Source organism: Paraburkholderia sp. UYCP14C (assembly GCF_004197395.1).
Taxonomy (GTDB): domain Bacteria; phylum Pseudomonadota; class Gammaproteobacteria; order Burkholderiales; family Burkholderiaceae; genus Paraburkholderia.
Map to the genome: position 1 here is coordinate 1 of NZ_SELS01000380.1, position 326 is coordinate 326.

General features: G+C 60.1%; 1 protein-coding gene. It reads left to right on the forward strand.

What is annotated here, in order from left to right; translation table 11 throughout:
* A partial coding sequence (locus EVC45_RS45295) for a transposase (RefSeq protein WP_129964426.1) occupies positions 1-326 on the forward strand: 326 nt, incomplete at both ends.

The following is a 326-nucleotide window of genomic DNA, read 5'->3' on the forward strand; positions in this document are numbered from 1 at the left end:
CGAGCCTGTCACCGTGATTGTGGACAGCACGGGACTACGCTTTTCCCATGCGGGTGCATGGTACGAAAGGAAATACGGCAAGCCGACACCCTGTACGCCCTGGCGTGTGATGCACCTGGCCATGGATGCTGAAGGTGACGTGCTGGCGGTGGAAATCACGGACACCGAAACCGGGGACAGCAGCGGACTCGACCGGCTGTTACCGCAAGTGGGTGAGATCGACCGGCTGATCGCCGATACGGCGTATTACCAGATCGAACGCAATGAACAGTTGCTGGCCAGCGGCGTTGTGCCGGTGATCCCGCCAAAGTGCGATGCGGTTGATG